Source organism: Scytonema hankhaensis NUACC26, assembly GCF_045865695.1.
Taxonomy (GTDB): Bacteria; Cyanobacteriota; Cyanobacteriia; order Cyanobacteriales; family Nostocaceae; genus Scytonema.
This window is the reverse complement of sequence record NZ_BAACAP010000124.1, coordinates 19,849-27,861: the sequence shown is the minus strand read 5'-3', so window position 1 is coordinate 27,861 and position 8,013 is coordinate 19,849. Positions and strand designations below refer to the sequence as shown.

The following is an 8,013-nucleotide window of genomic DNA, read 5'->3' as shown; positions in this document are numbered from 1 at the left end:
CTGGTAGACGCACCACACTCAAAATGTGGCGACCTTGCGGTCATAGGAGTTCGATTCTCCTCTTGCCCATTAAATCAGTGACAAGTGATTGTAAGTATTAACGATGATACCTAAGTCTTTACATTGGTAAGCAGCACCTACTAATACCGATGAGGGCATAAATTTTAAAAGTTCCTGATTTGCGATGAAAGCTTTGTACCTATATACAGTGGACGTCTGTTTTGATGCGTATTTCTTTCGAGAGCAGGGGGCTTTACTACTCTCTTGAGAATTTTGTCACTGTAGGAAACCATGCGCCATAAGTTTAAACACATCCGTACTTTTGCTTTGGGGTCACTGTGTACCTTGATTTGTGTGTTAATTGCGATCGCCTACCATCCTGCAAGAGTATCTGCAAGCTTCAGACCTCCTGGCGATGCTCGCGTTCTCAATGTCCGGGACTTTGGTGCTACTCCTAATGACAGCACCGACGATACCAAAGCAATTCAAAAAGCGATCGTAAAAGCAATTGATACTAAAAGCCGTTACGAGTCTCCTCAATTTGTTTTTATACCTAAAGGGACTTATCTAATCAGCGATACACTGTTAAGTAGGATCGAGAAAAAAGAATGGAGCGACGGCTGGCGTTCTGGCATGATTCTTATAGGAGAATCACGTCGCGATACAATTCTCAAGCTTAAAGATAAGCTTCCTGCTTTTTCCAATCCATCGCGACCACAACCTGTGATTATGACAGGCTCGGAAAGCGACGGGCATTCAAATCCCTCTGGTTCTGGCAATAGAGCATTTCGTCATTCTGTCTACCATCTTACTATTGACGTAGGAAAAGGAAATAAGGGTGCTGTGGGCATTGACTACTTGGCAAACAATCGAGGGGCGATTGAAGATGTTGCCATCAATTCTTCAAGCAATGAGGGGATTGCGGGCATTTCTATGCACCGTTTCGGACCTGGACCTGCGCTTATCAAAAACGTTTCAATTGTGGGATTTGATTATGGAATTACCATAGGGCACTACGAGTACCACATGACCTTGGAAAATATTTCGTTAAAAAAGCAGCGGATTGCTGGTATACATAATGAAAATAATACTCTTAGCATGAGGAAGCTTTCAAGTACTAATGAAGTACCTGCTGTATCTGTAAAAGGGTCTCTTGGATTTGTAGTTCTGACTGATTCTCAACTTATAGGAGAAAATAAAGCAAGAAAAAATGGTGTTGGTATACAGAGTAATGGAATACTGTTTTTAAAAAATGTGAGCATAAAAGACTATGCTACTCCAGTGTATGACAAGAACAACAATGAGAAAAGATTGAAGACAACTTATATTGGAGAATATACGTCTCGTCCGCCTGTCAACCTTGCGTCAAAACGTCAAGCTTCACTCAATCTTCCAGTCAAGGAAACTCCAACCTACGAAGCAAAAGATATTTCAGAATGGGCAAATGTTGAAGCTTTTGGAGCTTCAGCATCCAAGAAAGAAAATGACGATGCTGTAGGAATCCAGGCTGCTATTGACTCTGGAAAACCAGTTGTGTACTTACCAAATGGTGGTTATTCAGTTGGTTCTACTATTATCCTTCGTAAGAATTTAAAAAAACTTATAGGGATGCAATCATTTATCGATCGCCAAAGCGGTTTCAAAGGTTCTATCTTTAAACTCGAAGAGGGAGCTAGCCCGTTTGTAATTCTGGAACATCTTTACTTAAGAGGAGGAGGTATATCCCACTCTTCTAAAAGAGCACTTGTTATTCGTCATTGTGATTTTCCATCTTACACCAATACACCTAGAGGAACAGGCGATCTCTTTGTTGAAGATGTTATCGGAAAACTTTTAATTCTCAACCCTCAGAATGTTTGGGCGCGTCAACTTAACACCGAATTTCAAAACCCAGAACTTCGTAATATAAGAGGAAGAGTATGGGTTCTTGGTATGAAAACGGAAGGTCCTTATACAGTTCTTGAAGCTTCTAAAGGTAGTAAAACAGAGATTATTGGCGGAGTATTTCGCCCCAATCAAGACGTACCGGCAAATGTACCTGTGGTGGCAATTCGTGACTCTCAAGTGTCACTCGCCTATAGAATCGCAGGCTCGAGCGGTTCAAATAAATTTGATTACCCGCTTCATGTTAGAGAGGAGCAAGCAAAAACTGTCAGAGAATTGCCTTTCACAAAGCTCTCGTCAATGGGTATCGATCGAACTGTTCCTTTATATAACAGCACTCAGTAGTTATACTATTTTAGATTTTAGAGTTTGGATTGAGAAAGCTTTATCTAGACTTGATTCTAGCCAACTATCTATCACATTCTTTGTCAGTGGCATCAAGAAGTTAGTCGAGTTAACATGAGAATGCGATAGATAAAAGCTACGTAATTTAAGAGCATTGTGATTTTCTACTCGGATTTGACAGAAATATAAATCCTAGCTATAATTGCTCATGAAGAGTTTAAATGAAAAATTTAAACAATGTATTGTACGAATGCATTACTTTTTCAGGCAAATCTATTTCACTTTTTGTAGTTTCTCTAGGGTTTATAAATATGAGATTAAAGAGATGGGAGTCGCCACGGCGAGAAGGTCGAAATGATAAGGGTAGAGGTGGTTCAGCAAGACAGCGACAACTGAAAAAGCAACAGCAGATGCTTCGCAAAAAACTTAAGGAAGGTGGCTTAGATAAGGACAAACCAGATAACACCAAGAATAAGAAGAAGGGGGAAGAAAAATTAATCTTCCCTTTTTTTTTGATAAAAAAGCTCTGTCATATGCAGATAATACAAATACTTAGCTGGAGCGATTGGGTTATTTTTTGAAAAAAGTATATTAGGCGACAGTTATTTCTTGAAGAGTTAATCGCTCAAATTAAAAATATTTCTCTTCCAAAACTTTATTTATACTTTTTATATTTTTGGGTATTTAATTCATATCATGAAATTCATATAAAGTAAATGTAAAGTAAATGTAAATTCAAGGAAAAAAATGCTAAATTGACATTTTTTTAGGATAAGTTATTATACAGGCTTAAACAAAATAAATAATACCAGGGAAGTTAGAAATTTACTTAACAAGCTACTGCATCTCCATGTGTTAACTTCAAACCTTGCTCTAACTCTTGAAGGTAGTCAAAAGTAAAATCGCTCGTTATCTTCAATCGTAGAGAAGGTCTATTCAATGTTGATATTGTGTTGGACACAAGGAGTGAGTTATGGTAGGAGGAGCTTTTCTCCCTACTCAAAAGGTACTAGATTTTCCTATTACTGCCCTACGCTTTAATGACCAGATACAAGCAATATTGAGATGGGCTAAAGCTGGCGAGAGCAAAACGGTATGTGTAGCCAATGTCCATATGCTAATGGAGGCTTATTGGAATCCAGATTTTGGCACTGTACTGAAGAATGCAGATTTGGTGACTCCTGATGGTATGCCTCTAGTGTGGATGATGAAGCTTTTGGGGGCGTGTCATCAAGACCGTGTTGCGGGGATGGACATATTGTTAGGTGTGTGCGCTCTGGCTCAAAATCTGAACGTCAGTGTTTTCTTTGTAGGCTCTCATACAGAGATTCTATCTCCCATGAGAAAAAAATTGGAGACAGAATTTTCCAACTTGAAAATTGCAGCAATGGAGCCTTTGCCTTTTCGTCCCATGACTCCTGCAGAAGATGAAGCGTTGATTCAAAAGATTAATTCTAGTGGTGCAGGAATAGTGTTTGTATCTTTGGGTTGTCCAAAGCAAGAGAATTGGATGGCTCAGCATAAAGATAGAATCAAAGCGGTGATGATTGGTTTGGGTGGTGCTTTTCCCGTCTATGCAGGGCTTCATAAAAGAGCACCTCGTATGGTGAGAGATTTAGGTTTTGAATGGCTCTATCGGTGCATACAAGAACCTCGTCGTCTTTGGGGGCGCTATACGAAGACAATTCCACCGTTTGTATGGTTGGCTCTTAAGCAATTGTTGGCATCACCCTCTGTTATTAGTACGCCATTCCGTATTCGCGAACGGTACTTGGGTTGGAAGACAGTAGATTAGTAGATTGGTGACAAGCCTGATTCAGGGGCTTCAAGCCCCAATTTAAAAGAGTCAAATGATTGGGCTAAAACGAGCATACAATTATTACTCCATTACTGCTAGTACAGCTTTGCGGAAGTCAAAAATCAAAAAGCTTTTAATTCAAGCTTTTGGGCGTCTCGGTGAATTTTTTAATAAAAACATCCTGAACATCAGGAAAATCTCTTGAAAGGACATGGGGGCATATCCTTTGAGCAAATACCAAAATATCCGTTATTAGGGGAGCATTTAACTATGGGCTGTTAACTAACAAGTTCATCTGAATTTGAAGATTAAGAAAATTATATTTAATTCAATCAGTATTTGCCTTCTTCAGCTAGAGGAGCAATTCCCTTATAACTTCATACCCGTTTTGCATAAGAGATTTGAACCCTGTTTTATCAGTCATCATTTTAATCCATGAGAAACCTTGAGAAAGCTTTGCAAGTATCGAGTGGGATAAGAGAATTAGCTCTTAAGGCAATGAAAGAGCTTCCTACTTCTCATCCTGCTTATCACGCCGCAAGAGAGCGAGCAAAACGTCCTGTTGATTACATGAGATATGCTGAATTTGATTCAATTCTGAGAAATCTTGAGATTACCCCTCAAATGACAATTCTTGATGTTAGTAGTCCTCAATGGTTTTCTCTATATCTTGCCGATAAACATCCCGAAGCAGAATTTTATTACATTAACATAATCGATAGCGAAATCGAGCCTTACAAGGAAATAGCAAATTGTCTTGACATCAAGAATTTGAAGTACCAAAAACAGGATATTCGCAAACTGAAATTTCAGGATAACACATTTCATAAAGTTATTAGTATCTCTGTTATTGAACATATATATCCTGAAGAGGATGGAGATTTGAAAGCTTTAAATGAAATCAAACGTGTATTGAAACCTGAGAGCGACTTCTTGTTAACTATCCCCTATAAAGCTCAAAAAAATATTGTTTATATGGATGGTGCAGTATACGAAAGAAGTGAGAAAAACAGAAACTTTTTTGCTCGAGAATATGATAAAGAGATGTTTGATAACTTGATTGAGCGTAGTGGATTAGCTCTAAAAGATTCTTGGTATATTTGTGAAAAAAAGGGTATCTTTTCAGTAGACTATTATGAATGGGGTTCCGGAAAAAATAGTTGGTTGGCGAAATATTTCATTAAAGGAAGAAGACGGCTCGAACAGGTACTTGATAAATCATTAGATGAGATGCTCACAAAACAATATCTTACAGTTTCACGAGAAATCACTACCCGTGTAGTCAATATTTCAGCAGTACTTAAAAAAGTCAATAAACCAAAAAGTTTTTCATAACGGCGATTGCCTCCGGCACGCTTCGCGAACGCCAATATTAAATACGTAAGCTTGAGTGCTATGAGATTCGTACTTGATTTTTACTACGTATACTACGAACCAAACCTTCGGTAAGCTTTTAGCTCATTGAGTTTTTCAAAAATCAAATACTAGTCCTATAGTGGACTACCAGGCAGAAAAAAAGTTATAAGCTGCAATACAGTGAGATTTAGAACCTAACTTTACAAAAGCTTTACAGAAATTCCTTAATCATCTTTTCAAATTCATCCTGATTTTTCTGGAAGTGCCAGAAGAATTCAGTAGTAACACGGAAATAATCGGTTACTCAAACACCAGCAAAAAAGCATTTCTACAATTTTGGATGAGCCAATCATGATTAGTGTTATTACCCCAGTTTACAACGGTGAAAAATTCATTGAGTCTTGTATCAAAGTTGTAATTGACCAGAATTGCCCAGATGTAGAACACATTATCGTAGATGGTGACTCAAAAGACAGTACGGTAGAAATTATCAAACAGTATGCAGAGAAGTATCCTCACATTCGCTGGATTTCTGAGAAAGACAAGGGTCAGTCAGATGCAATGAATAAGGGAATTGCAATGGCGCGAGGACAAGTTATATCGTTTTTAAATGTTGATGACTATTATGAGCCAAAGGCATTAAACCGTGTGTTAGATCTGTTTAAAAATTTGCCAGAGCCTAGTTTGCTTGTTGGGAACTGTAATATATGGGACGATGAAGAAAAGCTTTTGTATACAAATAAGCCAAAAAACTTAAAAATTGTACATTTGTTGTCTTGTAGAAATCCTCCACCTTTTCCTTTAAATCCATCAGCATACTTTTACCATAAGTCTTTACATCAAAAAATTGGGCTTTACAAAGTTGACGATCATTACATGATGGATATTGATTTTATATGCAAAGCAGTACAAGCTGCAACAGTTAGATATGTAGATGAAACTTGGGGAAATCATCGTCATATCGAGGGTACAAAGACTATCTCTCTTGTGAAGAGCGGTCAGCACTATCATTATTTATCTTCTCTTTTAGAAGAACATAAAAAACAACTTTCTTTGTTTCAGCAATATCAAATAGTTATTCTCAGGAAATTTTATAAAAGTTTAAATCGAGTAAAAAAATACTTACTTAAAATCAACCATGATTTTAAAAAACCACAAGATTTGGTACAAAAAATATAACTTATGTAAACTAAATTTTTTCCAGCTTATGTATTTTCTTGAATTCAACTGATTGGCAAAGTTATTCTTGGATTTTAAAAGCAGTAACCAATGGTAGTAAAATCATTCAATAATAAAAAATTATTAAAATTAGGCGAATTAGACACACAATATCAAACAAAAATTCAACTGATTAGCAGACAAATTCCAGTCGAAAATAGAGATGGCAATGCTACTTACATTCTAGATTTTCTACGCTACTTGCACCAGGCAGGTTACAAAATCGAGTATACATTTCTGACTTCGTCACCCAACGGAAGAATTCCCTGGTATATCATTCCATCGACAATAGCAGCACTTGCCAATGTGTCAGTTAGGGATAACTTACGCATTGGTCGCCTTCTGCTTAAATTTAAGTTATTAGACTGGCTGATACCATTTATATGGTTGACTTATATGTGGTTGCCAGAAAGTTTGAAAAATATTTACCGTTCTGGCAAAGACAAACAACAAAAAACGACGTACAGTCCTCAAAGTTGGGATAGGCTAGCAACGGCAGAGGAAGTCACTTTTGCAAGTTCACGCTTTGCTAAATTCAAGCCTGATGTTGTCATTGCTAATTACGCTTTTGTAGGTAATGTTTTAGAATCTCCTGCGCTCAATAAAACAGTTTTAAAAGCTATACTTACCCACGACGTCCGTCATCAAAGAACTGCTCATTTCAAGAATTTGGGGGTGAGTGCTCGTGAGTCAGATTGGAGTCGGGAGAAAGAAACTATACAATTACGCAAAGCGCAGGTACTGCTAGCTATTCAAGAAGAAGATGTAAGAGTCTTTCAAGAAATGGTACCAGAGTGCGAAGTAATTAATATGCCGATGTCAGCAGTATATCATACCCATATTGCCAAGCAAGTACCTGGACGTTGTTTATTTGTCGGTAGTTCTGCAGATCACAACATTTACGGTTTGCAGTGGTTTCTTAAAAATGTATGGCCGATTGTTTTACGGTCAGTTCCCCATTGTAGCCTTCATGTTTGCGGTACTGTATGCAATGGAATTGAAAAAACTTTTCCGAATGTTCGCTTTCTGGGTCGTGTAGACGATTTACAATCCGAGTATAGTAGTACAGAAGTCTGTTTAGTTCCTCTAATCGTTGGTAGCGGTTTGAAAATCAAGCTTGTAGAAGCTTTATCACAGGGTCGTGCTTGTGTCTCAACAAGTGTCGGTATTCAGGGACTGAGTGAGATTGCAGGTAGTGCTGTTCTAGTAGCGGACACTACTGAAGATTTTGCAGCAGCTATACATATGCTGTTGACGAATTCAGAAAAACGCCAATATATGGAAGAACAAGCCCACAAATATGTAACAGAAAAACTTTCCCCAAAAGCTGCATATCAACCATTTGTAGACAGAATCGAGCAGCACTTACAGCAAGTTGTCGGCAGAACCACAATCGCTAGATAACAAACTCA

The 8,013-nt window shown here is 37.9% G+C and carries 6 protein-coding genes; all 6 read left to right on the top strand.

Translation table 11 applies throughout. The features are described 5' to 3' along the window. The first annotated feature begins 291 nt into the window (after nucleotides 1-291). A complete protein-coding gene (locus ACKTT2_RS06910) occupies nucleotides 292-2,229 on the top strand; it encodes a glycoside hydrolase family 55 protein (protein ID WP_407885223.1) in 1,938 nt (645 codons plus the stop codon). A 221-nt stretch (nucleotides 2,230-2,450) separates the two neighbouring features. Continuing rightward, nucleotides 2,451-2,810 carry a hypothetical protein gene (locus ACKTT2_RS06905; protein ID WP_407885222.1) on the top strand — a complete coding sequence of 120 codons (360 nt, stop codon included), beginning with the start codon at nucleotides 2,451-2,453 and terminating at the stop codon, nucleotides 2,808-2,810. Nucleotides 2,811-3,202: 392 nt separating this feature from the next. Next, the gene (locus tag ACKTT2_RS06900) at nucleotides 3,203-4,024 is read left to right on the top strand and encodes a WecB/TagA/CpsF family glycosyltransferase (RefSeq protein WP_407885221.1); all 822 of its coding nucleotides are present in this window, start codon (nucleotides 3,203-3,205) and stop codon (nucleotides 4,022-4,024) included. A gap of 438 nt (nucleotides 4,025-4,462) precedes the next feature. Beyond that, nucleotides 4,463-5,362, top strand: coding sequence for a class I SAM-dependent methyltransferase (locus tag ACKTT2_RS06895; RefSeq protein WP_407885220.1), 900 nt, complete (start codon nucleotides 4,463-4,465; stop codon nucleotides 5,360-5,362). Nucleotides 5,363-5,734: 372 nt separating this feature from the next. Next, nucleotides 5,735-6,562 (top strand): glycosyltransferase family 2 protein, encoded by an 828-nt coding sequence (locus tag ACKTT2_RS06890; RefSeq protein ID WP_407885219.1) that lies wholly within the window; start codon nucleotides 5,735-5,737, stop codon nucleotides 6,560-6,562. A 90-nt stretch (nucleotides 6,563-6,652) separates the two neighbouring features. Beyond that, nucleotides 6,653-8,005: a glycosyltransferase gene (locus ACKTT2_RS06885; protein ID WP_407885218.1), complete on the top strand. Its 1,353-nt coding sequence runs from the start codon at nucleotides 6,653-6,655 to the stop codon at nucleotides 8,003-8,005. The last annotated feature ends 8 nt before the right edge of the window (nucleotides 8,006-8,013 follow it).